The 22837-nt window shown below is 71.3% G+C and carries 27 protein-coding genes and 1 pseudogene; 16 read left to right on the plus strand and 12 right to left on the minus strand.

The genetic code is table 11. From position 1 onward, the window contains the following. Positions 1-66: 66 nt before the first annotated feature. The 5 genes from ACFC1T_RS18060 (at position 67) to ACFC1T_RS18080 (ending at position 4915) form a co-directional block, all read left to right on the plus strand. Positions 67-972 carry a Rieske 2Fe-2S domain-containing protein gene (locus tag ACFC1T_RS18060; RefSeq protein WP_375889638.1) on the plus strand — a complete coding sequence of 302 codons (906 nt, stop codon included), beginning with the start codon at positions 67-69 and terminating at the stop codon, positions 970-972. A gap of 61 nt (positions 973-1033) precedes the next feature. Then, positions 1034-1570, plus strand: a complete 537-nt coding sequence (locus tag ACFC1T_RS18065; RefSeq protein ID WP_375889641.1) for a bacterioferritin — start codon at positions 1034-1036, stop codon at positions 1568-1570. Between the two features lie 97 nt (positions 1571-1667). Further along, positions 1668-1928, plus strand: coding sequence for a DUF4235 domain-containing protein (locus ACFC1T_RS18070; RefSeq protein WP_375889643.1), 261 nt, complete (start codon positions 1668-1670; stop codon positions 1926-1928). A 355-nt stretch (positions 1929-2283) separates the two neighbouring features. After that, positions 2284-2781 carry a hypothetical protein gene (locus tag ACFC1T_RS18075; protein ID WP_375889645.1) on the plus strand — a complete coding sequence of 166 codons (498 nt, stop codon included), beginning with the start codon at positions 2284-2286 and terminating at the stop codon, positions 2779-2781. Between the two features lie 673 nt (positions 2782-3454). Beyond that, positions 3455-4915: an MFS transporter gene (locus ACFC1T_RS18080; RefSeq protein ID WP_375889648.1), complete on the plus strand. Its 1461-nt coding sequence runs from the start codon at positions 3455-3457 to the stop codon at positions 4913-4915. 351 nt (positions 4916-5266) lie between these two features. Here the strand turns inward: ACFC1T_RS18080 and ACFC1T_RS18085 are convergent, their stop codons facing one another. After that, the gene (locus ACFC1T_RS18085) at positions 5267-6859 is read right to left on the minus strand and encodes a CHAD domain-containing protein (protein WP_375889651.1); all 1593 of its coding nucleotides are present in this window, start codon (positions 6857-6859) and stop codon (positions 5267-5269) included. Positions 6860-7631: 772 nt separating this feature from the next. On the opposite strand from ACFC1T_RS18085, the gene ACFC1T_RS18090 reads away from it, so the two are divergent. Then, positions 7632-7817, plus strand: a complete 186-nt coding sequence (locus tag ACFC1T_RS18090) for a hypothetical protein (protein WP_375889653.1) — start codon at positions 7632-7634, stop codon at positions 7815-7817. 255 nt (positions 7818-8072) lie between these two features. Here the strand turns inward: ACFC1T_RS18090 and ACFC1T_RS18095 are convergent, their stop codons facing one another. Beyond that, the gene (locus ACFC1T_RS18095) at positions 8073-8345 is read right to left on the minus strand and encodes a hypothetical protein (RefSeq protein ID WP_375889656.1); all 273 of its coding nucleotides are present in this window, start codon (positions 8343-8345) and stop codon (positions 8073-8075) included. Positions 8346-8492: 147 nt separating this feature from the next. Between ACFC1T_RS18095 and ACFC1T_RS18100 the strand changes: the two genes are divergently transcribed. The 7 genes from ACFC1T_RS18100 to ACFC1T_RS18130 all read left to right on the plus strand — a co-directional run bounded on the left by ACFC1T_RS18100 (position 8493) and on the right by ACFC1T_RS18130 (position 14442). After that, positions 8493-9677: a zinc-dependent alcohol dehydrogenase gene (locus ACFC1T_RS18100; protein WP_375889658.1), complete on the plus strand. Its 1185-nt coding sequence runs from the start codon at positions 8493-8495 to the stop codon at positions 9675-9677. 69 nt (positions 9678-9746) lie between these two features. Next, positions 9747-10712 (plus strand): SDR family NAD(P)-dependent oxidoreductase, encoded by a 966-nt coding sequence (locus tag ACFC1T_RS18105; RefSeq protein WP_375889660.1) that lies wholly within the window; start codon positions 9747-9749, stop codon positions 10710-10712. An 80-nt stretch (positions 10713-10792) separates the two neighbouring features. After that, the gene (locus ACFC1T_RS18110; protein ID WP_375889662.1) at positions 10793-11797 is read left to right on the plus strand and encodes a DNA topoisomerase IB; all 1005 of its coding nucleotides are present in this window, start codon (positions 10793-10795) and stop codon (positions 11795-11797) included. A 186-nt stretch (positions 11798-11983) separates the two neighbouring features. Continuing rightward, the gene (locus ACFC1T_RS18115; RefSeq protein WP_375889664.1) at positions 11984-12658 is read left to right on the plus strand and encodes a hypothetical protein; all 675 of its coding nucleotides are present in this window, start codon (positions 11984-11986) and stop codon (positions 12656-12658) included. 160 nt (positions 12659-12818) lie between these two features. Next, positions 12819-13466, plus strand: a complete 648-nt coding sequence (locus ACFC1T_RS18120; protein ID WP_375889666.1) for a hypothetical protein — start codon at positions 12819-12821, stop codon at positions 13464-13466. Further along, the gene (locus tag ACFC1T_RS18125; RefSeq protein ID WP_375889668.1) at positions 13463-13717 is read left to right on the plus strand and encodes a hypothetical protein; all 255 of its coding nucleotides are present in this window, start codon (positions 13463-13465) and stop codon (positions 13715-13717) included. The genes ACFC1T_RS18120 and ACFC1T_RS18125 overlap by 4 nt, the downstream gene beginning before the upstream one ends. Further along, on the plus strand, positions 13714-14442 hold the full coding sequence (locus ACFC1T_RS18130) for a metallophosphoesterase (RefSeq protein WP_375889670.1): 729 nt from the start codon (positions 13714-13716) through the stop codon (positions 14440-14442). Before ACFC1T_RS18125 ends, ACFC1T_RS18130 begins: the two co-directional genes overlap by 4 nt. Positions 14443-14570: 128 nt before the next feature. On the opposite strand, the gene ACFC1T_RS18135 is transcribed toward ACFC1T_RS18130, so the two are convergent. From ACFC1T_RS18135 to ACFC1T_RS18160, 6 genes are all read right to left on the minus strand, one after another. Further along, entirely contained in the window at positions 14571-14801 is a 231-nt protein-coding gene (locus ACFC1T_RS18135; RefSeq protein ID WP_375889672.1) for a DUF6296 family protein, read from the minus strand. A 13-nt stretch (positions 14802-14814) separates the two neighbouring features. Then, a complete protein-coding gene (locus tag ACFC1T_RS18140) occupies positions 14815-15213 on the minus strand; it encodes an STAS domain-containing protein (RefSeq protein ID WP_375889675.1) in 399 nt (132 codons plus the stop codon). Between the two features lie 130 nt (positions 15214-15343). Continuing rightward, the gene (locus ACFC1T_RS18145; RefSeq protein ID WP_375889678.1) at positions 15344-15742 is read right to left on the minus strand and encodes a DUF2267 domain-containing protein; all 399 of its coding nucleotides are present in this window, start codon (positions 15740-15742) and stop codon (positions 15344-15346) included. A 52-nt stretch (positions 15743-15794) separates the two neighbouring features. Beyond that, positions 15795-16199 carry a DUF2267 domain-containing protein gene (locus ACFC1T_RS18150; RefSeq protein ID WP_375889680.1) on the minus strand — a complete coding sequence of 135 codons (405 nt, stop codon included), beginning with the start codon at positions 16197-16199 and terminating at the stop codon, positions 15795-15797. A gap of 37 nt (positions 16200-16236) precedes the next feature. Then, positions 16237-16530, minus strand: coding sequence for an STAS domain-containing protein (locus ACFC1T_RS18155; protein ID WP_375889684.1), 294 nt, complete (start codon positions 16528-16530; stop codon positions 16237-16239). Between the two features lie 127 nt (positions 16531-16657). After that, positions 16658-17092, minus strand: coding sequence for an Hsp20/alpha crystallin family protein (locus tag ACFC1T_RS18160; RefSeq protein ID WP_375889687.1), 435 nt, complete (start codon positions 17090-17092; stop codon positions 16658-16660). A 112-nt stretch (positions 17093-17204) separates the two neighbouring features. On the opposite strand from ACFC1T_RS18160, the gene ACFC1T_RS18165 reads away from it, so the two are divergent. Together ACFC1T_RS18165 and ACFC1T_RS18170 are read left to right on the plus strand one after the other, a co-directional pair. Next, entirely contained in the window at positions 17205-17897 is a 693-nt protein-coding gene (locus tag ACFC1T_RS18165; protein WP_375889689.1) for a hypothetical protein, read from the plus strand. Further along, positions 17872-18195, plus strand: coding sequence for a hypothetical protein (locus tag ACFC1T_RS18170; RefSeq protein ID WP_375889691.1), 324 nt, complete (start codon positions 17872-17874; stop codon positions 18193-18195). Before ACFC1T_RS18165 ends, ACFC1T_RS18170 begins: the two co-directional genes overlap by 26 nt. A gap of 89 nt (positions 18196-18284) precedes the next feature. Here the strand turns inward: ACFC1T_RS18170 and ACFC1T_RS18175 are convergent. After that, positions 18285-18966: pseudogene (locus ACFC1T_RS18175) on the minus strand (transposase family protein). Positions 18967-18991: 25 nt separating this feature from the next. Further along, complete coding sequence (locus ACFC1T_RS18180; RefSeq protein WP_375889693.1) at positions 18992-19708, minus strand: TetR/AcrR family transcriptional regulator; 717 nt, start codon at positions 19706-19708, stop codon at positions 18992-18994. Between the two features lie 125 nt (positions 19709-19833). Here ACFC1T_RS18180 and ACFC1T_RS18185 point away from each other — a divergent pair, with 125 nt between their 5' ends. Next, entirely contained in the window at positions 19834-21072 is a 1239-nt protein-coding gene (locus ACFC1T_RS18185) for an FAD-dependent monooxygenase (protein WP_375889695.1), read from the plus strand. Between the two features lie 24 nt (positions 21073-21096). Here ACFC1T_RS18185 and ACFC1T_RS18190 read toward each other — a convergent pair whose 3' ends face one another. Beyond that, positions 21097-22086, minus strand: a complete 990-nt coding sequence (locus tag ACFC1T_RS18190; protein WP_375889698.1) for an aldo/keto reductase — start codon at positions 22084-22086, stop codon at positions 21097-21099. Between the two features lie 313 nt (positions 22087-22399). Further along, on the minus strand, positions 22400-22726 hold the full coding sequence (locus tag ACFC1T_RS18195) for a hypothetical protein (protein WP_375889700.1): 327 nt from the start codon (positions 22724-22726) through the stop codon (positions 22400-22402). Positions 22727-22837 lie beyond the last annotated feature (111 nt).

Below are 22837 nucleotides of genomic sequence, written 5' to 3' on the forward strand. Positions count from 1 at the left end.
TCCGGTTACGCCGGTCGGCGCAGCTCTACCCCGCATTCGACGAAAGGCACTGGCAGCGTGGCCATCATGGGAACCAGCACCGCTACAGCCGACCGCCCCGGTACCGGGATCGGGACCCGGGCGCTGAAGGCGCTCGACGCCCTGGCCGGAGCCGGGCAGCTCGACCCGATCATCGAACCGTTGCAACGCCTGGTGCAAGGCGCACCGCTCGGGCGGCTGCGCGGCGTTCTGCACGGCTGCCCGATCGGCCACCCCCTGCACCCTGTGCTGGTGCAGGTGCCGGTCGGTGCGTGGCTGTCCAGCGCGGTGCTGGACCAGGTGTCCGGCTGCGAGCGGGCCGCGCGCCTGCTCGTCGCGGCAGGCGTGGTCACGGCGGCGCCGGCCGCGCTGACGGGCTGGGTCGACTGGGCCGAGCAGCACGAGCAGCAGATGCGCACCGGTATCGTGCACGCTGCCTCGATGGCGGCCGCGGTAGCGCTGTACGGGGCGTCGTGGGCAGCCCGCGCGCGCGGCAGGGCCCCGCTCGGCCGGGGCCTGGGCTTTGCCGGGCTGGCCGTGCTCGGCGGCGGGGCCGCGCTCGGCGGCCACCTCGCCTACCGCCAGGGCGCCGGCGCGAACAAGACCGAGCCCGTCCCGCACCTCGTCGAGCCCGGCTGGCACGCCCTCGGCCCTGCCGAGGACTTCCCGATCGGGAAGGGGGTGCGCCGCACGGTCGGCGAGGTCTCCGTGCTGGTGGTCCGTGAGGCGGACGGAGTCTTCCGGGTCTTGGCCGACCGGTGCAGCCACGCCTCCGGTCCGCTCTCCCAGGGCGAGGTCGCGGACGGCTGCGTCACCTGCCCCTGGCACGGCAGCGTGTTCCGCCTCGCCGACGGCTGGAACGTAGGCGGCCCCGCCACCGCACCCCAGCCGTGCTTCACCACCCGTACCGACGCCGACGGCACCCTCCAGGTGTGCCTGCCCGACGCCGGCTGACCACCCGATCTCACCGCGGGGCGCCCGCCCGCATCTTCCCCTCTCGTGTTAGGAGCCCAGCATGACTGCCGACGACTTCGTGATCGACGTGACCCGCATCCGCGAGGAGGCCCGCCAGAAGATGGCGGACGGAGCGGTGACCGCCACCTATGGCCTCGACACGGCGAAGGTGATCGGGGTCCTCAACGATGTGGTCGCCACCGAGATCGTGTGCTGGCTGCGGTACACGCGGCACGCCGTTTCCGCCACTGGCATCGACCGTTCGCAGGTCGCCGCGGAGTTCACCCAGCATGCCGCCGAGGAGATGCAGCACGCCCTGCGCGCAGCCGGGCGCATCGCCCAGCTCGGCGGTGAACCGGACTTCGACCCCGCCACCCTCGCCCAGCGGGCTCACACCGACTACACCACCCCCTCTGGCACCGAGCTGAAGGAGATGCTGGAGAACAACCTGCTGGCGGAGCGCATCGTGATCTCCACCTACCAGGAGATCGCGCACTGGCTCGGTGACCACGACCCCACCACCCGCCGCCTCATCGAGTCCATCCTCGAAGAGGAGGAGGAGCACGCCGACGATCTCAGCGATCTTCTCGCCGTCTGAACCGGGCCCCATGCGGTGTTGCTCCGGCGGTTTGCGCACCGTCCGGCGGGCAGACGAGAACTGCCCGTACGAACGACACCCGACCGGGAGACATCCCATGATCAGGATCCTCTACAAGCCCTTCGGGTTGCTGGTCGGCGCCCTTGGCGGGGTCGCCGCCGGGGCCGTCTTCAAACGCCTTTGGGCGCTCCTCGGCCATCAGGACAACGCGCCGACCGCCACCGACCCGGACCGTAGCTGGACCGAAGTGCTGACCGCAGCGGCACTTCAGGGGGCGGTGTTCGCCCTCGTCAAGGCGGTGGTCGACCGCAGTGGCGCAGCCGGCACCCGCCGCCTGACCGGCACCTGGCCCGGTTGAGCAGGCGCCACCAGCGCGAACGGCCCGCCGTGATGGCGCAACGAGCGCAGAGCGCCGATGGTTGAGAGCCATGGGCAAGAAGCAATGCCCTCGTTGGCGAGGTGCGTGTCCCCGGCCGCTGGGTGAGGATCCGCCCCACGGCCGACGGCGGCGAGACGTGGATCTCCGCCGCCGCCGTCCAGCGAATCGTCTGGTCTGCGCCCGGCCCGCCCCGGGCTGGGCGCTGAAGAGGCGGCGAGCCCCGGACTGGTCCCTCCGCAGGTGGTGTGAAGACTCGCGGGCGGGGCAGCCGACGGGTGGAGCACGGGCTGCGTAGGCGGCCTGTGACGGTCACTCACCAGTGGAGGGATGTCCCGTGAACCGCAGGCACTCGGTCCAGGAGACCGTGGCGAGGACGAGGAAGGCACTGGGCGCTGACGCGGCACGCGCCGAGCAGGCCGGACGGCGGGCCGTGCACACCCTGGCGCCCAAGGCGGTGGCGGTGGCGGACGGGCTGGAGACCGCCGCCGACCGCACCGTGGACCATCTCCGCAGCGGATACCACCGGTTGGCGCCGCACATCGGACCCACCACCGCGCAGCGGCGCCGGGCACGTCGCCTGCGGGTGGTCAGGTTCGCCTCCGTCGGGTTGCTCGGGCTGGCCGGCGTGCTCGCCTGGCGGTGGTGGGCGGGCAGGGCGAGCGACGAGGTGTTCTCACTGCCCGGCGACGGACCATTGGCACCGGATGAGGCCGTGTCCGCGCTCTCCGACGGTGGTGCGGCGGCCGCCGGTGCTGTCGAGGACAGCACGCTGACCTCCGGCCCCGCTGGACCGGCCCGAGCTGTACTCGGCGCCCGGGTCCGGCAGCCATGAGTTGAAGGCCAGGCGGGCCTTGTGAGCGGCTACCAGCGTGGAAGTCCCCTCGTCCGTGGAGCGTCCTGAGGTAACGCGGCGGAGTTGTGCTCACCGGACAGGGCGGTTTCGCTGGCAGGCGGCGCCTGCAACAGTGACAGCCGGGTCGGGGTGCGCGGCCCGGCCGAAGACCGGGTGAACCGGGGCCGGCCGGGCCCGAAGGACCTGTTCGTCTGGCAGACCAACCGCTCCCCGGACCGGCTGACAACGGGCTGGTCCGCAGGGACGGACAGCTGGTTCGGGCTGGGGGGAACGAAGCCATGAGCCGGATCGCCGCCAAGACTGAACGGCCGCTGGATGCAAACGGCCTCGGGGCGATCGGCTTCAGGGATGACCCAGCGCTTGGCCCTGAACAGCGCCTTCGGCATCGCCGTCGAGGGTCGGTTCTGGGCCTACCTGCTCGACTGGCAGCAAGGCCGCAGCACGCTGCGCACCCCGCTCCCGAAACCTCCCGGCGCATCGTGCACACCGACGCCCCCAGGATGTGCCGCTGTTTCCTCCCCCGATATCGGGGCAGGCGAGAGACCGTCTCTCCGGCCCTGAGAAGAAGGACAACCGACACCGTCCCACCAGGGGAGACCCCTGCACAGTCGACGGATGGCTGTGCGTGCTGCCGAACACACGGAGGCGTCTCATGACGGATCTGGCGAAGTCCGACGCTGCAACGGTGAGAACGGACGTCCCCGCGAGGCTCGACCGTCTGCCGTGGACGCGCTGGCACTGGCGGATCGTCATCGGCCTCGGGACCGTCTGGATCCTGGACGGCCTGGAGGTGACGATCGTCGGCAACATGGCGGCCCGGCTCGCGCAGAGCGGCAGCGGCATCTCCATCTCGACGGCCCAGGTGACCACGGTCGCCGCCGCGGTGTACGTCGCCGGAGCGTGCAGCGGCGCCCTGTTCTTCGGGTGGCTGACCGACCGCCTCGGCCGCAAGAAGCTCTTCATGATCACGCTGGCCGTCTACCTCGCGGGGACCGCCCTGACGGCCTTCTCCTGGACGGCCTGGTTCTTCTTCCTCTGCCGGTTCTTCACCGGGTTCGGCATCGGCGGCGAGTACGCGGCGATCAACTCCGCGATCGACGAACTGATCCCCGCCCGGGTACGGGGCCGGATCGACCTCATCATCAACGGCAGCTTCTGGCTCGGCGCGACCCTGGGCGCCTTCGCGTCGATCGCCCTGCTGAACACCTCCCTCTTCGCCACGGATCTGGGCTGGCGGCTCGCCTTCGGGCTGGGCGTCGTCCTGGGGCTGGTGATCCTGCTGGTGCGCCGGCACGTCCCGGAGAGCCCGCGCTGGCTGTTCACCCACGGTCGTGCCGCCGAGGCGGACCAGGTGGTCGAGGAGGCCGAACGGGTGGCCGAGCAGCAGACCGGCGCCCTTCCACCGGTCGAGGGCGAGCCGATCCTCATCCGCGAACGCGCCCCGATCGGCTTCGGCACCGTCGCCCGCACCGTGGTCTTCCGTTACCCGCGCCGCACAACGCTCGGCCTCTCGCTCTTCATCGGTCAGGCGTTCCTCTACAACGCGATCACCTTCGGCTACGCCGTGATCCTCATCCAGAGCTTCGGCGTGCCGGAGGGACACACCGGCTACTACTTCGCCGTGATCGCGATCGGCAACTTCCTCGGCCCGCTGCTGCTCGGTTACCTCTTCGACTCGGTCGGCCGACGGCCCATGATCGCGGGTACGTACATCGGCTCCGGCCTGCTGCTGTTCGGCACCGCCGCCCTGTACCAGCGGGGAGCGCTCAGCGCGATGACCATGACGGCCTGCTGGACGGCCGTCCTGTTCCTGGCCTCCGCGGGAGCCAGTGCGGCGTACCTGACGGTGAGCGAGATCTTCCCGCTGGAGACCAGGGCGATGTGCATCGCGTTCTTCTACGCGGTCGGTACGGCGGTCGGCGGGATCAGCGGCCCGCTGCTCTTCAACGGGCTGGTCAGCAGTGGCAGGCCGTCCGACACCACCCTCGCGTTCTGCATCGGCGCCGCCCTGATGACCGTCGCCGGCGTGGTGGAGGCGGCGATCGGCGTCAAGGCGGAGCGCCGCAGCCTCGAATCGCTGGCCTCCCCGCTGAGCGCGGTGACCGAGGGCTGACCCACGGCCACCTGGCGTGCGGGTCGCTCGCCGAGTTGGAGCGCAAGGAAGGCCAGCTCATCGCGGTGATAACCCCGTTCTCCAGCATGCTGTGAGTCACCACCGTCCCCGTGCTGCTCCTGCGGCAGCTGGTGGCGCGGCTGGTCCTGGTACGGCCAGGCCGCGCGCCAGGTCCGGGAGCGCATCGACGATCTGGGGAACGCTCATTGCGTTGACGCGTACACCGACGAGACCGCCACCACTGCCAGGGGTGAGCCACCACGGTTCCGGCGTGCTTCGCTGCCGGCGACCGGTGGGCGAATCACCGTGGCGATCGCTCACGGTGGCTGCTCGTCGGCAAGGCCCTCGGCCTCAGGGTATCCGGGTGAGCTTGCGGCCACCGGCGCGCCGACGCAGCCGGGACAGGCGTTCCAGGGCGTCCTCACCAGTGCGCCGCTGTACCTCATGGAGCACGCCGTAAGCGAACACGTGACGGTGCTGCGCGTCCGCCTGCCCACTCATGCCCAGCAGCTCCTGACGGACGACCACGCTGTCGTGCTGGTCGCCGAGCACCTTGTGCAGCTTCTTCATCCGATTCGCGTACCTGGCCAGGCGCTTGCCAGTGTTGTGGCCGACGGCGTGCTGTGCACCCTCGGCGGTGTAGCGGGCGCGTTTGGCGGCCTTACGGGCGCGGTGCAGGGCCTTGTCCCGTGCGGGGCCCGGTGCGGTGTCCAGTGCCTTGTCGAGCCGGTGAAGGGTGCGGCGCTGCTGGCGCCGCAGAGCGCGGCTCAGGTAGTCGCCAGCCTCGCGGCGGGCCCGGCTGCGCAGCGGTGGGCGGGCGGCGAAGGCTTCCAAGTCGTCGAGCAGGGTGAAGTAGCGGGCTCCGTCGAGTTCGGCGACCGCGCGTTGCCAGGCGGCCTTGTAGGTGCGGGCGTAGTGCTCGGTGATCCGGCCCCGCAGCGCGCCCTCGCGCATGGGCGCGGGCACGGCGTCCAGGGCGTCCACGAGCTTGTCGGCGAGGACCTCCTGGTCGCGGGCCTCGCCCAGCAGCCGCGCGAGCCAGCGAAGCTCATCGGCCAGCGGTGCCGAGCGGCCGGTGTCGAACAGCCGCCGGTGGGCTTTCAGCAGGCTCCTCAGCCGGCGCGCGGTGATCCGCATCTGGTGCACGGAGTCCTCCTCACCGCGGCGCACCGCCCCGTCCAGCGCCAGAAGCCTGTCCGCCTGGGTCCGGATGCCGTGCATGACGGCCTCGCCCGCCGACCGCGCGCCACCGGAACGCCCGGCCGCGCCGACCCCGGGCGGGGCGGCGCGGCTGAAGCCGAAGGCGTGGGCGAGCTTGGAGGGCCACGGGGAGTGAGTGAGGCCGGCGGCGTTGAAGTGGGCATCGGTGTGCTCCAGCAGCACCGGGGTACCGTGCTTCAGCTCGACCTCGAACTCGGTCCACCCGCTGGCCTGCACCGTGGTACTGGTTGCCACCTCGGCAGCGGCCGGGAGCGCGCTGCCCCTCACCCCGGTGGAAGTGACTGCCGCTGGGTCGAAGGCCTGGGCCGCCACCCGATCCTCGGTGACCTCTGCCAGGATCCGTTCCTCGCCGTCGAGGAGCTGCACCCGCCTGCGATGAGTGTGCAGACGGGCCACCGGGCTCAGCGCGGCCCCCCGAGTGAACGCCGCGAGCCGGACGGCGAACTCCGCGGGCACCTGCTGCGGGCCACTGCCACCGAGTGGAATGCACAGTTCCTGGCGCGAGTCGGCGCCGAGTGGGAGCTTGGTGTGCCAGCCGACGTCGGTGCCGCCGGTCCGGCGGCGAAGCGTGATCCCCCGCTGCAGCAGGCGCAGGTCCGGGGTGTCGTAGTAGAGGGCGTCGAGATCCTGCTGCTCGGCTTCTCTGCTGACCCTCACGCCGGGCAGGTCTTCCAGGCCCGCCGGTAGAGCGGTTCCCTCGTACTTGCGTTCCGTTTCGGTCACTTCCCTGGCCATACCTCGGCGCCTTCCCGCAGCGGCCCGGGTCACACCTGAGAACGGGCTTCGCCGAGCGCGGCGGCGGATCGATTACCGGTCATGCTGTGTGCGCCTTCCGCCAGCGGCCAGGGGCGGGTCCGCCAGAGTGCGGGGCCACCCGTTGCCGGTCGACTGCCCGACCGACGACCACGAGCTCGGACTGAACAGAAGCACCAGACCGGATATCGGGGGCGGCCTTGGTCGGTGGTGAGTGGCTCGTCCGGGTCCAACGACCGCGCGGTATCGAGCGCGGCGTCCGTGAGTCCCGCTCGCCGCGGGTGAGCGGGCCCGGGTCTCGGAGCGGATTCCCGAGCGGGTGGCGCGCGCTCGTGGCGCGGGCGCCTACGGCTTCCTTAAGCCGTACGAGCGCGGCCAGAGGCGGAGGACTCCGACGAGTTCCTGCTTGTTCATGTTCGAGCGGCCGTGGATGTTGTGCTGCTCCACCTCGTTGTACAGCCGCCTAGCTTTCCGGGCGAGTGCCCGCGCCGAAACGGTTGGCTTTGCCTTTCCCGGACAGACGTACAGCAGCCGTCGCCCACGGCAGTGACGGGACGGAGGCCGCGATGGCCAAGATCCTTCACGAATCGCTCGGGCTGCCACCCAGCTTTATCGGGTCAGGGCTTCGCTACTGCCGTGTTCACATGGCAGTGCAGGCTTCTCGGCCACAGAGGGGGGCCTGGCCTGGCTAAACGCCCATTCATCTAGGCAGTCGTTAGCTGCCCGGCCGAGGGAGGCCCCCATGGTGTCCGCATCTGACCGCGAGCCAGCGCACCGCACGTCCGAGAACTTGGCGCACCTCAAGGATGAGGTCGACGAGAAGAACACCGAACACATCGAGCACGCCCGGCAGGCCGAGCCCGGCGGCAGCGGCCCTGCCCCCGAGCGCGATGCTGATGAGCAACCGCCGGACCCTCGGGAGGACTGACCGGCCGTCCGCGTGGACGTCAACGGGACCCGCCGGGCCGTGAAGTCGGGAGGGAGCTGGTCGGCCTGCCCTGCGACCAGGCGCGAGCCGGGCTCAGGCCATGTCGCCTACCGAACCGGGGGCGTCACCGCGGACGGCTGTTGAGTCGGGCGAGGACATCCTGGACCAGACGGACAGCGTCCTCGGCTTCCGTGTACTCCTGCGGGCTCGCAACCACTGTGCCAAAGTCCGTCCATCCTTAGCACGCAGGACACGTCAGCGCAGCACCGGTTCGAGCGCGCGGGCCACGCCGGAGAGGAACCAGACCAGGCGGCCGTGAGTACGAGCGATGGCGATAGCCAGGACAGCGAGCGATTCCCTCAAACGTTCGAGCCTGTCGATCTGTGGCAGAGCCGCTTGGATCTCCGGCGGGCCGACCGCAGCACGCAGGCCGGTCTCGACCTCACAGGCGAGCGCGAGATCGCCCGCACTCAGCTCCCACACCTTCTCCCGATCCTGTTGCCCGGCTTCCTCGACCAGCTCCGCCACGCACCTCCGCATGTCCACGCGGCTCACTCTAAGCGGGCAACGCCACCCGGCACAGCGCCCTGTTCGGCCGGCACTGTCCGTTTCGCGCACCGGCTCGTGGACACACGCGCGGGAGAGAAGGTCGGCACGGCCCCGCGAGGAGTAACGATGAAGGCCCTGACCTGGCACGGCAGGCGAGACGTCCGTGTCGACAGCGTTCCCGACCCGGCCATCACGGATCCGACCGATGTGATCATCAAGGTGACCACCAGCGGACTGTGCGGCTCCGACCTCCACCTCTACGAGGTGCTCGGCCCCTTCCTGGACGCCGGTGACATCCTCGGCCACGAACCCATGGGCACCGTCCAGGAGGCCGGGCCCGACGTCACCGCCGTCAGCGTGGGCGACCGGGTGGTGATCCCGTTCAACGTCTCCTGCGGGACCTGCCACACCTGCCAGCAGGGCCTGCACTCGCAGTGCGAGACCACCCAGGTGCGCGAGTACAGCAGTGGCGCCTCGCTGTTCGGCTATACCAAGCTCTACGGGCAGGTCCCCGGCGGGCAGGCCGAGTTGCTGCGCGTCCCGTTCGGGAACAACCTCCCGATCAAGGTGCCGCATGGCCCGGTGGACGACCGCTTCGTCTTCCTCTCCGACGTGCTGCCCACCGCGTGGCAGGCCGTCGAGTACGCGGCCGTACCCGACGGCGGGAGCCTCGCCGTCCTGGGCCTGGGGCCGATCGGCGACATGAGCTGCCGCATCGCCCTGCACCGGGGCGCGTCCCAGGTGATCGGCGTCGACCTCGTCCCCGAACGCCTGGAGCGCGCCCGCCGACGGGGCGTCCACGTCCTGGACCTGAACGAGCACGGCAAGGGCCTCGCCGACACCATCCGCGACCTCACCGACGGCCGCGGGCCGGACGCCGTCATCGACGCCGTCGGAATGGAGGCTCACGGCTCACCCGCAGCCAAACTCGCTGCCCAGGCCACCAACCTCCTGCCGAGCGCCATGGCCGCCAAGATGATGGAACACGTCGGCATCGACCGCCTCCACGCCCTGCACCTCGCCATCGGCACCGTCAGGCGCGGCGGCACCATCTCCCTGGCCGGCGTATACGGCGGCCAGACCGACCCCCTTCCCTTGCTCACCATGTTCGACAAACAGATCCAACTCCGCATGGGCCAGGCCAACGTCCACCGCTGGGCCGACGACATCCTCCCGCTCCTCACCGACGACGACCCACTCGGCGTCGACAGCTTCGCCACCCACCACGTCCCACTCGACGACGCCCCCGCGGCGTACGAGATGTTCCAGAAGAAGCAGGACGGCGCGGTGAAGGTCCTCTTCAAACCCTGACCCCTTTCCCACCAGCCGACCCGTGTGCCGACCGCCGGCGACGCCAATCCTGAGAACCGGGAGTCCGCTATGACCGCCCCATCGCACCGCTTCGCGGGCCGCACCGCCCTGGTCACCGGCTCCTCTCGAGGCCTGGGCCTGCTCATCGCCCGGGAACTGGCGCACCACGGCGCCCGGGTGATGCTCTGCGCCCGCGACCCGCACGCCCTCGACCAGGCGGAGCAGCAGTTGGGATCCGAAACATCCAACGTCGCCTCGTTCCCCTGCGACATCACCGACCCCGACGCCCCCAGCCGACTCCTCGACGCAGTGCACCGCCGGTTCGGGCCGCTCGACATCCTCGTTAACAACGCCGGAATCATCCAGGTCGGCCCCCTGAATGCCCTACGCGAACAGGACTTCCGCCAGGCCATGGAGACCATGTACTTTGCGCCGCTGTGCCTGACCCTGGCCGCCCTCACCGACCTGCGGGCCAGCAGCGCCGGCACAGTGGTGACCGTCTCGTCGGTCGGCGGCCGCATCCCCGCACCCCACCTGCTGCCGTACGTGGCCGCCAAGTTCGCCGAGGCAGGATTCTCCCAGGGACTGCGGGCCGAACTCGCGGGGACGGGAGTCAGCGTCACCACCGTCCTACCGGGGCTGATGCGCACCGGATCGCACACCGCCGCGCGGTTCCACGGCCGCCCCGGCGCCGAGTACGACTGGTTCGCGGCCGCCGCCAGCCTGCCGCTGCTCTCCATGGACGCCGAGCGGGCAGCTCGCGCCATCGTCCGGGCGGCAGAGCAGCGCCGCCCCGAGCTGGTCCTCACGCCCGCGGCGAAGATCGGTGTCCGGATGCAGGGGGTGGCACCCGCCACCACCGTCCGGCTGCTCGGACTCCTCGCCCGGCTCATGCCGGGCTCCGGAGACCGGCCGTGCCACGACGTCCAGGGCGCAGAGGCCGCCGAGCTGTCGGGCCTGCCGGCGTGGGTCACCGCCCTCGGGGACCGGGCCGGAGCGAAGTTCGCGGAACCCCGTCCGCACCTGCGACCCTGAACAACCCAACGGCACCGCAAACCGCAGAACCCGGGCCACACCGCCCCGGCGCAGCCCCCGGCAGAACGGAACCTTGGCCGATGCGTCTGCGAACCAGCGACCCGCACAAACCGGGGTACCGGCGACGGCGGCACGGGCGCGGCTTCTCCTACCTGACGCCCGACGGCGCACCGGTGACCGAGGACGAGCGGGACCGGATCAAGGCACTGGCCGTTCCCCCGGCCTGGACAGACGTATGGATCTGCCCGTACCCCAACGGCCACCTCCAGGCCGTGGGAACGGATGCGGCCGGCCGCCGCCAGTACCTCTACCACCCGGAGTTCCGGGCTCTGCGCGACCAGGCCAAGCACGAACACGTCCTCCAGGTGTCCGCCTGCCTGCCGCAACTGCGTGCGGCTGTCGAGCAGGACCTCCAGCGACGCGGTCTGGTGCGTGAGCGCATCCTGGCGTGCGCGGTCCGGCTGCTCGACCTGGGTCTGTTCCGGATCGGATCCGACGCCTACGCCCGGGACAACGGCTCCTACGGCCTGACCACCATCCTGCGCTCACACGTCACCCTCAGCCGAGGCGAGGTCCACTTCGACTACCCGGCCAAGTCCGGCCAACGGCGGACCTCGGCCCTGGCCGACCCGCAGACCCGCACCGTCGTCCGCGCACTGCTGCACAGCCGTCACCCGGGTGACCGGCTGCTCATCCACCGTCAGGGCCGGGAGTGGCACGAGGTCCACGGCAGCGACCTCAACGAGTACCTGCACGAAGCCAGCGGATGCGACCTCACCGCCAAGGACTTCCGGACCTGGAACGCCACCGTCATAGCGGCAGTGGGGCTGGCGGTGTCGCTGCCGGTGGCAGACGGCTCGCAGGCCGCGCGTACCCGGGCCGTCGCCAGGGTCGTCCGCGAGGTTGCGCACTACCTCGGCAACACCCCAGCGGTGTGCCGCGCCTCCTACATCAACCCGCAGCTCATCGAACTCTTCGAAGACGGCGTCACCATCGCCCCGGCCCTCGGCGAGCTCGGCTCGAGCGGCGCACCGGTCGCAACGCAGGGCCCGGTAGAAGACGCTGTCCGCGCGCTGCTGTCCTGACAACCGTGCTCTTCAGGGCCGATGCCCCGGAGGGCGGCACACCGAGCGCGTCCGCGGCACAGCCACGGGCGCCCGGCCCGCCTTGGCCGCGCCGACCCGATCAGCCGACCCAACCGCTCATCCCGAAGGGCGCAAAAGCCGATCATGTAAGCGACTGCCATTGACCCCGAGCGCGAGGGAGCTTCATTGACGACCACAGCCACTTCGTTTCGGCAGCGAGCGCCGCGCGGCGAGGCCCCGCCCCCGACCGCCGTCGGCCGGTTGCCCTTGGTCGAGGCGCGAATGCTCGCCTGGCTTGCCTGCCAGGCCGCTGCCGCGCAGCAGGTAACCGTGCGCCAGCTTGCCTCACTCCAGGGCCCTCCAGGCCGGCCGATCGGTGTGAAAGAGGCACTACAGATCGCGGGCGACCTGATAGACGCAGGTCTGGTCCTCGTCCCGGGACTGGCCGGGGCGGGCCTCGATCAACCGCTGCCCGTCTACACCGCCGGCTACCGGCGCCCGAAGCCGCAGGTGATCGAGAAGCAGGTGGAGGTCGTCTCGACCCGCCGGGGCACGCTGCGGATCGCCGGTACCATCGGCCGGCTCAAAGTTCCGGAGGAGCTTCCGGTGGAGCTGCGCGACCGGCTTCTCGCGCTCGGCGAGGAGTACCGGAGGGCTGAGACCACGGGCCCGGGCGACCTGCCGGAAGTGATCGACCGGCACGAGCGCAAGGCCGAGGCCTTGCGCGAGTGGGAGCAGCACCCGCTCGGCAACCAGCGGGTACGCCTTGAGGCTGACCGGGCCAGTCGGGCCGCCGAAGCCTCCCGCCAGCAGTACGTGAACCGACAGCGCAGGCAGAGGAAGAGCACCGCCACCATGTGAAGCGGGTTGCCCCGCCCCGCCGCTGTGCGCGCTGCGGGGCCAGGGCGTGAGCGCGTCAGCGGAGCAACGGGACCATGCGCCGTGGCGGGTGTCAGCCTTGGCTGCTCAGGGTATCCGCGCCGGTGCGTGGAGGGCCTTGATCACTACGGAGGAGGCATTGATGCGGCAGGAGCAAAGGGACCTGGGACGGCCGACGGCCTCCCGCGTTGACAACTCGCCGCCGGAGTTGGCCGGACCAGCCTTGCCGCCGGACCGGACGCAGGGCATTCTGGCGGCGGCCAAACAGATTGGGTCATTGCTGAAGGCGCACGGTCACTCGTTCGCGCTCGCGGGCGGCGTAGCCGCGTATGCGCACGGCGCGATGGTCCGGCTCCAGCACGACGCGGACTTCTGTATCTGCCGAGAGGACGAGGAAGCCGTCACGCATACCCTGCGCGATGCCGGACTCGTGGTCTTCCTGCCACCGGAGGACTGGTTGGTGAAGGCCCGTTGTCTGGGCCAGGACGTGGACCTCATCCTCGAACTGGCCGAACGTCCGGTCACCCAGGAGCTCCTCGACCGAGCCGAGGTGCTGCCGGTGGACTCCGTCCACATGCCGGTGCTCGCCGCCACCGACCTGATCGTTAGCCTGCTCGCAGCCTTCTCCGAGCACCACTGCGACTTCGGCGCGGCGCTCTCCGTCGCCCGTCCGCTGCGCGAGAAGGTCGACTGGCACCGCGTCCGCGCCGAGCTAGGACACCGAGCAATGCCGGCGGCCTTCCTGTACCTGCTGGAGCGGCTCGAGGTGATTGAACCGGAGGCGGCATGAACGGCACCGAAGACACCGAATACCGGATAGCCCACCTGTCGCAACGGCTGGCGGAGGACGAGGTCGGCGAGCTCGGCCTGCGAATCGAACTGCACGGCGCGCACGTCGCGGTGGCCGGCACCGTGGCGACCGAGAAGCGGCGGGCAGCCGTCGAGCGGATCATCGCGGAGGCGCTGGCCGGCCTGGTGGTGCACACCGACATCGCACTGGCCGACAACCGGCCTCCGGAGGAAGCGGAGGACCTGCCGTGATCAGGCTCGCCGCTGTCGGTGACATCCACCTCGGTCCCGACAGCAAGGGTCTGCTGCGGCCCGCCTTTGCCGGGCTGGGCGCGCAGGCCGACGTGCTGCTGCTGGCTGGGGATCTCACCCGACACGGCACGTTGGCGGAGGCCGCGGTCGTGGCCGAGGAGGTTGCCGGGCTGCCCGTGCCAGTGGTGGCCGTGCTCGGCAATCACGACTACGACGCCGGCCGGCCGCAGGAGGTGGCGGCGATCCTGGCCGAGCGCGGGGTTCGGGTCTTGGAGCGGTCGGTGACGACGCTTCGGGTCGGTGGGGAACTGGTCGGCATCGCCGGGACCAAAGGCTTCGGCGGCGGCTTCGCCGGGCGGAGCGCGGGGGAGTTCGGCGAGCCCGAGATGAAGGCCTTCGTCCGGCACAGCCGGGAGTGCGCGGCCGGTCTGCGGGCCGGGCTGGACCAGCTGGCGGAGCGCGGCTGCACCTGGCGGGTCGCCTTGACACACTTCGCGCCCGTCGCGGACACCCTTGAGGGGGAGCCACTGGAGATCTACCCCTTCCTCGGCAGCTACCTGCTGGCCGAGGTGATCGACGGTGCCGGGGCGGACCTCGCCGTCCACGGCCACGCCCACCGGGGCACCGAGCACGGCCTGACAGCGTGCGGCGTGCGGGTGCGCAACGTGGCCCAGCCGGTGATCAGGAAAGCGTATGCCCTCTACCGGTTGCACCGGGAGCAGTAGGTCCCAGCTGCCGGTCACGGCCTGTGGTGTTCCCAGGGCAGCCTGAGCGGTCAGCAGGGCATCAAGTCACTCGGGCGTCCGGGCCGGGACCCGGCGCCGACTGCCGGGAGAGGGCAGTGCGAACCGGGTCAGGGCAGGGGTAGGGCGTGAAGACAAGTGTGGTGGCCGGGGCCCGGCGGCGCAGCGAGCGGTCTTGCCGCGCCGCCTTCGATCACCACCCGCAAGGTGCCCGCTTCATCCGCGTACACCGCCCCCGCGGGGGTCAGGTCGCCGGTGGGGTACACGATGACGACCTGGGGCGGCCCGTGTCCGCCGGGCGGGCCGGGGAAGGTGACCGCGTAGCGCCGGGGTGTGTCCATCGTTGGTCTCCCTTCATCCGGTGTGCGCGGCGGTGTCGGCCAGTGCGGCGTGGACGCTGTCGCGGATGGTGAACACCTCGTCGGTACCGGTGATCTCCAGCAGCCGGCGGGTCTGTGGGCAGGGGGCGGCCAGCACGAAGGGGAGGCCGGCCGCGTTGGCGGCGAGCCGGGTCTTGAGGAGTGCGTTGAGGCCGGTGGAGTCGCAGAAGCTCAGGCCGGCGAGGTCGACGACCAGCCGGGGCGGGCGGTCGTCGAGGGCGCGCCGGAGTGCGCGCTCCAGCCGCTGGCGCTGGTCCTGGTCGACTTCGCCGTGCAGGTGGACGATCCGGGCGGTGCCGCTGTCTGTCGTGGTGGTGATTCTCAGCGCCGGGGCGTGGGCGGGGGCGAGGTTTGTGCCGTACCGGGAGGACATCAGGAGCTCCCTTCCGGCCGGGACGGTGGCCTGTCAGGGCCTGTCCCGGCTGGCTGGGCTCGTCCATCGTGCCACGTCGCCGCAGGTGACGGGGGCGGTGAACCTGCGGTCGTGGGCCTGGCCGGCCGCGTCAGGCGGCGGCGGCCAGGTCCGCGCGGCCGAACAGCAGGGCGTAGCCGCGGGGCAGGTGGGCGAGGAGGCGGTCGGTGAGGTGGTGGTCGGTGAGGGTGGTGAGGGCCGTCAGGACGCAGGAGGCGTCCCAGCGGGCGGTGGTGAGACTGGTGCTCAGGGCGTGGGCGAGGGCTTCGACGAAGGCGGGGGCGGTGACGGGGCGGGGCAGCGGGATCTGGGCGGCGAGGACGGCGCGGGCCCGCTCGGGCAGGGCTGCGGCGAGTTCGCGGCGCTCGTCGCCGGTGAGCTGGGAGCCGAGGACCGTGAGGACGGCGGTGAGGACGCGTTCGGCCTCCGCGTCGCTGGGGTAGCGGCCGTCGGTGCGGACCTGCTGGAGGAGACGGTGGTAGCGGGTCATGGCGGGCGGCTTTCCGTCGGGCCGCGCGGTCGGCGCGGCGGCGCTGCGCGGGTCAGGGGCGGTGGCCGGCGTGTGGGCGGCCGAAGAGCAGGTCGTAGCCGGGCGGGAGCTGGAGCAGGATCCGGTCCATGAGCTCGGCGGCGGCGGCGTCGGCGGCGGTGGACAGGACGGCGCCGATGTCCCACACGGCGGTGGTCTCGGTGGCGCCCTCGATCCAGGCGGCGGTGGCGCGCACGAACCGGTCGGGGGTGAGCGGCTCGGTGGCCGCGAGGGGGTTGAGCAGGACCAGGGCGAGAGTCTCGGGCAGGCGGGCCGCCAGGTCCGCGCGGACCTGCCCCACGAGGTGGGCGCCCAGCAGGGCCAGCACGACGCGGGCCACGTGTTCGGCCTCGTCGGCGGTGTCGTATTCGCCGCGTTCTTGGACCCGGTCCAAGAACGCCTCCCATCGGAGCGTCACCGTGGTCCTCCCTTCGAGCGGGTGGTGTCCGGCGGGGTCAGGGGACGGGGCCCAGGCGGCCGGTGAGGCCGGTGAGTCTCAGCAGCCTGGCCACGGGGTGGCCGACTCCCCGCAGGGCCAGCCGACCGCCGGTGCGGTCGGCCTGGTTGCGGGCCTGGACGAGGGCGCCCAGGCCCGAGCAGTCCATGAACGTCACCTGGGACAGGTCGAGCAGCACGTTCTGGTGCGTGTCGAGCGCGCAGGTCAGCTCGCGGTGCAGGCGCGGGGCGGAGGCGAGGTCAATCTCGCCGCGTGGCCGCACGACGAAGGGAGCTCTGCCCTGGTCCTTCATGGGGCTGCTCGCTGTTCCTGTCGGCTCGCGGCGTGCGCGGGCCCGGGCGGATGAAGGGGGTGTTCCGCGCCGCCCCCTCGATCGAGGGGGAGAGATCAGGGGCGGCACGGAACGGCATCGGGGCCGGTCAGGCCTGGATCTGCTTGCGGCTTCCGCTGTGGCTGATCTCGACCTTGCGGGGCTTGGCCTTCTCGGCGACCGGGATCTTCAGGGTCAGCACGCCCGCGTCGTAGTCGGCGGTGATCCCGGCGGGGTCGAGCGTGTCGGAGAGCATGACTTGGCGCGAGAACACGCCGAGCGGGCGCTCGGATAGCTCCCACTTCACTTCCTCGCCCTGGTGGCGCGGCCGACGCTCGGCCTTGACGGTCACCATGTTCCGTTCGACGTCGATGTCGATCGCTTCCGGGTCGACCCCGGGCAGATCGAAGCAGATCACGTATTCCTCGCCCGCGCGGTACGCGTCCAGTGGCATCGGAGTCGGACGTGACCAGGTTCCCGTGCTGCCCAGGAACTGCTGGGTCAGACGGTCGAGCTCGCGGAACGGGTCGGTGCGCAACAGCATCGCGAAACACCTCCAAATATGGTCAAAGGGTGCCAGTGCGCTTCACCTGACACCGTTGTAGCACGTCATCCATCCGATGACAAACACTCATCGTCATCGTTAGAGTGACATCATGCGTGAGAAGCCCCCGAAGCCCGCCACCACAGTGACGACACCCGTCGAACCGGCCTCCCTCCTCGCTGCCGCTGTGGCCCTGGCCGCCATCGACGACGCCGTCCGCACCGCCCAGGCCCCCGACGACACCCCGCACCCCAGCCCGGGGGAAGCAGGCCCCGAACAGGCCCTGGCCGCGTTGATACTGCTGCGCGAACTGCGTACCGAGCTCGCCGGCTGGGAAGCCGGACTGGTCGAGAACGCCCGCGCCGCCGGCGCCACCTGGGCCGACCTCGCTCGCCCCATGGGCGTCGCCAGCCGGCAAGCCGCCGAGAACCGCTACCTGCGCCTGCGCCCCGCCGGCAGCACCTCCCACGCGAGGGCCACCGAGACAGGTGCCGAGCGCGTGAAAGCCGTCCGCGACCGCCGTGCCGCCGACCGCACCGTGGCGGCCTGGGCCCGCGACAACGCAGTCGAGCTGCGGGTCCTCGCTGCCCGGATCGCCTCGACCCCACTCACCCCCGGCGCCCGCCCCAGCCAGGCCGCCCTCACCACTGCCCTCGGGGCCACTGACCCCGCCGACCTCGTAGCGCCCCTCGCCGCCATGCGCCCCCACCTCGACGATGCCCACGGCGACCTCGCCACCCGCCTCGACGCCCTCGCCCTCCACGCCCACCAGCTCCGCGATGACAGCAACCGACGCCGCGCCTGACCCCCTCGCCACCGAGGCGCGGTGGCAGCAGCTCCTGGACCGGATCCACGACCTCGAAGCACGAGTGGCCGCCACTTCGACCACCATCACCGCCGCCCTCGACGTCCACCTCGCCCGGCTCGACGCCCTCCGTCACCACCTCGCCCAGCCAGCCTGGACCCTGCCCGCCCCCGGCTCCGAGCAGCGCGCACCAGGCTGCACCGTCCCGCACCGCGGGGCGCCTCCCGCTCAGGTCGGCAAGGCCAGCCTGTTGGGCCGGGCGGCGCCGGTCGGAGGTTCGGCGCAGGCTGGGAGTTGACGGATGCGCAGTGGCCGCGAGCAGCCGACGGAGGCGAACGGTGGAGGCATTCGAGAAGACCGCCGCTGAGCTCAATCCGCTGAGCCCTTTCAGTGCTGCCCCTCCAGGGTGAGGACGGCTTTGGCCGCTGACGTCAGGCGGTTGGGGCTGCATCGGCGTGGTGGAAGATGCGTCATCGTTTGACAGTGGCGATTCCGCGTTCGACGGGGTAGCGCAGCCTGGCGTGGGCCTGGTTGATCGATCTCTGTCCGATGGTGAGCTCGCCGCGGGATGGCCGTCTGATCGGGACTGCGAACGTGCCGCCCGCGCCGGCGTAGGCCATGTCGGCGAGGGCGGGGGTGCGGAGACCGACGCGGGTCCTCACGATGCGGTGGTGACGGGCTGCGGTCAGGTCGTGGGTGCGACCGGGCAGGGCCGGGAGATCCATACGAGTTTCCCTTTAGGGTCGGTGATGACCTGCAGGTTCACGCTGCGGAGGCGGTGCTTGCCCGAGTAGTCGGCCGGGCCGTCGCCGACGCGGTCGCACTCGGCGAGATGCCGTGGGCCAGGACGTACTCGGCGTCCGCCTCGCGCAGGGCCTGGGCCAGGCCAGGGGCCTGGCGGGCGAGGAGGCCGATGACCTGGTGGACGTAGGCAGGAGCGGTGCCGACGCTGATGCGAAAGCCGGCGGCGACCTGCGCGAGAGTGTCGCGCTTGCGCAGGCGCACCAGTGCGACCACAGGGTGCTGGGGGGTTTGCACTGGCGGCCACCTCCCGGGTGACGATGAGCATTGTGGGGCTTCGACGTGGTGCCGGTTCATCGCGGCGTCGGACCGGTACGGCGTGTGATCAGGGCCTCCAGGCCGTCGAGGATGCGCTCCAGGCCGAAGTCCAGCGCCCTGTCGCCGCCGTCCTTCGAGGCCATGGCTGCCGCGAGCGCGGGGAAGCGGTCGGCGTGCCGTTGCACCAGGGGGCCGAGGACGGCCAGGAGTTCCGCCTCGGGTGAGCCGTCCGGCCGGACCGCACGGGCCTGTTCGGCGATGCCCCGGACATGACCGGCCAGCAGCACGGCAGCGTCGATCATCTCGGGGCCGGTCAGCCCATGGCCCGCCAAGGCCGCGACCACCTGCTCCAGCCAGCCGAGTTCCTTCGGGCCGATCACCCGCGGCCCCACGGTAGCGTCGAGCAACCACGGATGCTCGGCGAACGACCACGTCAACGCCTCTGCCCATGCGGCGAGTCGATCACGCCACCCGAGCCCGTCCACGGCCGGCGGCGGTTCGCCGACCGCGGCTTCCACCATGAGCGCGACCAGCTCCGCCTTGCCGGGCACATAGCGGTAGAGCGACATCTTGGTGAAGTCGAGCAGGCCGGCCACCTTCTGCATCGAGACGGCACCGAGGCCCTCGGAGTCCGCGATCTCGATGCCTGCCGCGGCGATCCGAGTCAGGCTCAGCGCGGGCCTCGGCCCCCGGGACGGCTTTGCGGGCGGCCCCCAGAGCAGCCGCACCGCCTCGGTCGCTTCTTCGTTCACTTCCCGCTCCGCCCTGGGCTTCCGGACCGCCCCTTGCAGAGCGACCCAACTGTGTCTACCGTACACAGCAGCAAATAGCGTCCATCGGACACAGTTAATCGACGGCCTCGGATGGAGTGGTTCACGTGAGCACCACGGTCCTGATCTCGGGCGCGAGCATCGCCGGCCCCGCACTGGCCTACTGGCTGGGGCGTTACGGCTTCGAGACCACCGTCGTCGAGCTGGCCCCGGCCCTGCGCGGCGGCGGCCAGGCGGTCGACTTCCGGGGCGAGACCCACCTGACCGTACTGGAGCGGATGGGCGTGCTCGGCGAACTGCGCGCGCTCGGCACCGGCGGCAGCCCGATCACCTTCGTCGACCGGCGAGGCCGTCAACTCCTCCACCTGCCTGCCGAGTTCGCGGGCGGGGAGGTCGAGGTCCCGCGCGGGGAGCTCGCCCGAACGCTGTACCGGCGAAGCCTGCCCCGCACCCGGTACCTCTTCGCCGACTCGATCACCGCCCTGGAGCAGACGCCCTCCGGCGTCCGGGTGGCCTTCCAGCACGGCGCGCCACGCGAGTTCGACCTGGTGATCGGCGCCGACGGGCTGCACTCCAACGTGCGCCGGCTCGCCTTCGGCCCGGAGGAACGCTACGTCCGCCACCTCGGCTACTACGCGGCCACCTGGCAGCTGCCCAACTACCTCGGCCTGTCGGCCGGTTCGGTCGGTCTCAACGTCCCGGGCCGGCTTGCCGCGGTCGGCGCCGACCACCGCGACCCGACGCGGGCGGGTGCCTTCTTCGTCTTCGCCTCCACCGGACTGCGTTACGACCGCCACGACATGGAGCAGCAGAAGACGCTGGTCCGGGACGCCTTCGCAGGCCTCGGCTGGGAGGTGCCGCGGCTGTTGGAGAGCCTGGGGCTGGCTCCCGAGCTGTACTTCGACTCGATCAGTCGAGCCGACGTCCCCGCCTGGTCCACCGGCCGGGTCGCCCTGCTCGGCGACGCGGCCTGCGGAGCCACCATCGGCGGGATGGGCACCGGCACCGCCGTGGTGGCGGCCTACGTCCTGGCGGGCGAGCTGGCTCGGGCCTGCGGCGACCACCGCGCCGCCTTCGCCCGCTACGAGCACGTCCTGCGCGACTACGCCCAGGGCTGCCAGAAGGGCGGCGACCGCACCGGCCCGTTCCTGGCACCCGGCACCGCGGCCGGGCTGCGGGTGCGCAACGGGCTGCTGAACCGGCGCTGGATCCTCGACAAGATGCTGGAGATGGGCAAGCGGGTCAGCAGCGTCGACCTGCCCGACTACGAGGCCGAGCTGTCCGACGCCGCGTGCAGCGTCGTGGGCGGACAGGACGACCTTCGGGCGGGCCACCGGTCGCAGTGATCAGGCGCACGGCACCTTCACCGTCTACGAGAGGAAGCGGGAACTCTGCTGTCCCACGTTGCGGGCAGTGTCCAGCCGCCGCCGCTGGTCAGGGGTCAGTTCGAGGTCGAGCGCGTCCAGTGCCTCGTCCAGCTGGGAGACGCTGCTGGCGCCGATCAGGGGGATGAGTGGGACCGGGCCGTCCAGCATCCAGGCGTAGACCACCTGGTTGGCGGTGGCGCCGGTCTCGTGTGCGACCTCTGCCAGGACGGCCAGCGATGCGGCGGTGCTCGCGTGCCGGTACTCGGCGGGCACAGGCCGGTCACCCCGGACGTAGGCTCCGTTGAGCAGCGAACTGTAGGCCAGGATGCCAAGCTCCGGCCGGGTCCGGGCGTAGGCGAGGACGTCGTCCTCCAAGGAGACCTGATAGTCGAAGTCCGCGCCGGGCGCCGGCCGCAGGAAGGTGTGACGCTGCTGCAGCGCCGAGTAGGCCGCTGTGCCGTCACGGTGGGCCACTGCGCGGGAGGCGGCGAAACGCTCCAGCGACTGGTTGCTCATGCCCACCTGGTCGGCCAGGCCCTGGTCGACCAGGCGGGCGAAGGCACCGACCGTCTCCTCGAGGGAGGTGTCGGGGTCGTCGATGTGCCCGTAGAGCAGGTCCACTCGATCGGTCCCCAGCCGGTCCAGGCTGGCTCGCGCGGCAGCCGCGACAGTCGGTGCCGAGAGTCCTTCACGGTTGGCCGGCCACGTGCCGCCCTTGGCCGAAGGGAGGGCTCCCAGCTTGGTCGCCACGACCATGTCCTCGCGATTGCCGCGTTCCTTGAGCCACCGCCCTACCAGGCGCTCACTGTCGCCGCCGTCGCTTCCCTCCCGCCAGAAGCAGTAACAGTTGGCCGTGTCCACGAAGGTGCCACCGCGCTCGACGAACCGGTCAAGCAGGGCGAACGAGGACGCGTCGTCGACGACCGAGCCGAAGGGCAGCGTTCCCAGGCACATGGCCGAGACCTGACGGGTGCCGAGAGAGCGATAGCGCATGCCAGTGATCCCCTGTCAGGACGAGAGTGGTGGATGCCGCAGTGCGGCGGGAAGATCGTCACACTTAGAGCGCACTCCAGGTCAAGCCCGATAACAACGAACGGGCGCCGCCGGCAGAACCCACCGGACCCTCGGTGCTGAGCGGCCCACCGTGACGGCAGTCTCGCCACCGCCCCGCACCTCCGGCGCACAGCGGGCGCCTGGCGCGGAGCCCGCCGCGCGCCGACCCCACGGGGTGTCGCCGCCGTCGACCCGCCGCCCCACAGACTGGGTCGGCAGCCGGCCTCCCCCGCGAGGAGGCCGTGGTAGACGGTCAGTCCTGGTCGGCCACGCTGTCGATGGACGTGATCACGGGCTGTCCGAGCAGGGCGGCGTCCCCGTCGAAGCCCGCTGCGGCCAAGGCGCGGGAGGCACGCGCCAGTGCCTCCCGCTCGGCACCGCGGCTGTCCTCCGCCGTCACCTCCAGGCGAAGGGTGAAGGTCGGCCCGCCGTAGTTCAGGGTCAGCATGTCCAAGTCCTGCGGATCTGCACCGACCTCCTGTTGGTCGTAGCCCTGCAACGCGCTGAGCAGCTGTGCTTCGGCGGCTTCCGTGACCTCCTGCTTGAAGGTGCCGGGTAGGGAGATGACGAAGTGGGTCATGGCTTCCGGCCTAACGTCGGGACGGCCCGCTCGTGACAGCGGGCCGCGATGGCGTGCAGTGCGGCTGGCTCGCGTCTCCCCCCGATCATCACGCCGAAACCAGGGGCACGC

The sequence above is a fragment of the Kitasatospora sp. NPDC056076 genome (genome assembly GCF_042266305.1).
Classification (GTDB): Bacteria; Actinomycetota; Actinomycetes; order Streptomycetales; family Streptomycetaceae; genus Kitasatospora.

Bases quoted from the DNA above. Each gene is read 5' to 3' on its own strand.
- ACFC1T_RS18190 (WP_375889698.1), bottom strand. From the start codon at position 22,086: ATGCGCTATCGCTCTCTCGGCACCCGTCAGGTCTCGGCCATGTGCCTG.
- ACFC1T_RS18070 (WP_375889643.1), top strand. From the start codon at position 1,668: ATGATCAGGATCCTCTACAAGCCCTTCGGGTTGCTGGTCGGCGCCCTT.
- ACFC1T_RS18170 (WP_375889691.1), top strand. From the start codon at position 17,872: ATGACAGCAACCGACGCCGCGCCTGACCCCCTCGCCACCGAGGCGCGG.
- ACFC1T_RS18110 (WP_375889662.1), top strand. From the start codon at position 10,793: ATGCGTCTGCGAACCAGCGACCCGCACAAACCGGGGTACCGGCGACGG.
- ACFC1T_RS18160 (WP_375889687.1), bottom strand. From the start codon at position 17,092: ATGCTGTTGCGCACCGACCCGTTCCGCGAGCTCGACCGTCTGACCCAG.
- ACFC1T_RS18105 (WP_375889660.1), top strand. From the start codon at position 9,747: ATGACCGCCCCATCGCACCGCTTCGCGGGCCGCACCGCCCTGGTCACC.
- ACFC1T_RS18060 (WP_375889638.1), top strand. From the start codon at position 67: ATGGGAACCAGCACCGCTACAGCCGACCGCCCCGGTACCGGGATCGGG.
- ACFC1T_RS18120 (WP_375889666.1), top strand. From the start codon at position 12,819: ATGCGGCAGGAGCAAAGGGACCTGGGACGGCCGACGGCCTCCCGCGTT.
- ACFC1T_RS18145 (WP_375889678.1), bottom strand. From the start codon at position 15,742: ATGACCCGCTACCACCGTCTCCTCCAGCAGGTCCGCACCGACGGCCGC.
- ACFC1T_RS18135 (WP_375889672.1), bottom strand. From the start codon at position 14,801: ATGGACACACCCCGGCGCTACGCGGTCACCTTCCCCGGCCCGCCCGGC.
- ACFC1T_RS18140 (WP_375889675.1), bottom strand. From the start codon at position 15,213: ATGTCCTCCCGGTACGGCACAAACCTCGCCCCCGCCCACGCCCCGGCG.
- ACFC1T_RS18125 (WP_375889668.1), top strand. From the start codon at position 13,463: ATGAACGGCACCGAAGACACCGAATACCGGATAGCCCACCTGTCGCAA.
- ACFC1T_RS18195 (WP_375889700.1), bottom strand. From the start codon at position 22,726: ATGACCCACTTCGTCATCTCCCTACCCGGCACCTTCAAGCAGGAGGTC.
- ACFC1T_RS18165 (WP_375889689.1), top strand. From the start codon at position 17,205: ATGCGTGAGAAGCCCCCGAAGCCCGCCACCACAGTGACGACACCCGTC.
- ACFC1T_RS18155 (WP_375889684.1), bottom strand. From the start codon at position 16,530: ATGAAGGACCAGGGCAGAGCTCCCTTCGTCGTGCGGCCACGCGGCGAG.
- ACFC1T_RS18090 (WP_375889653.1), top strand. From the start codon at position 7,632: ATGGTGTCCGCATCTGACCGCGAGCCAGCGCACCGCACGTCCGAGAAC.
- ACFC1T_RS18080 (WP_375889648.1), top strand. From the start codon at position 3,455: ATGACGGATCTGGCGAAGTCCGACGCTGCAACGGTGAGAACGGACGTC.
- ACFC1T_RS18065 (WP_375889641.1), top strand. From the start codon at position 1,034: ATGACTGCCGACGACTTCGTGATCGACGTGACCCGCATCCGCGAGGAG.
- ACFC1T_RS18100 (WP_375889658.1), top strand. From the start codon at position 8,493: ATGAAGGCCCTGACCTGGCACGGCAGGCGAGACGTCCGTGTCGACAGC.